The sequence below is a fragment of the Xanthobacter autotrophicus genome (genome assembly GCF_030015065.1).
Taxonomy (GTDB): Bacteria; Pseudomonadota; Alphaproteobacteria; order Rhizobiales; family Xanthobacteraceae; genus Xanthobacter; species Xanthobacter autotrophicus_D.
Genome location: NZ_JAIVFN010000487.1, coordinates 1 through 417 on the forward strand (window position 1 = coordinate 1; position 417 = coordinate 417).

Genomic DNA, 417 nt, shown 5'->3' on the forward strand with positions numbered 1-417 from the left:
CATCTACCGCGACTGGAACGTGCCACAGGTCGGCACCGCCGACATCGACCAGTTGCAGCTGTTCTCCGAAGTGCTGGGCGGCGCCAAGTCCTCACGCCTGAGCCAGCGCCTGCAGCACCAGGACAAGCTGGTGGACAGCATCGGCTCGGGCCTGTCGACGTCGCAGCTGGGCTCCAACTTCGTGATCGTGGCGACCGTCAAGCAGGGCCAGGACCCGGCCAAGGTCGAGAAGATCATCGACGAGGAACTGGACCGCCTGATCAAGCAGGGCCCGACCGCGGCCGAGCTGGAGCGCGCCAAGACCGGCGCCCGTGCCGGCTTCATCCGTGGCATCGAGCGCATCGGTGGCTTCGGCGGCAAGGCCGATGCGCTGGCCGAGTGCGCGGTGTTCACCGGCGACCCGGGTTGCTTCCGCAC

The 417-nt window shown here is 68.1% G+C and carries 1 protein-coding gene; it reads left to right on the forward strand.

Translation table 11 applies throughout. The annotated features are described in order from the left end of the window. On the forward strand, positions 1 to 417 hold a 417-nt coding region (locus tag K9U40_RS24160), incomplete at both ends, for a M16 family metallopeptidase (RefSeq protein ID WP_282892580.1).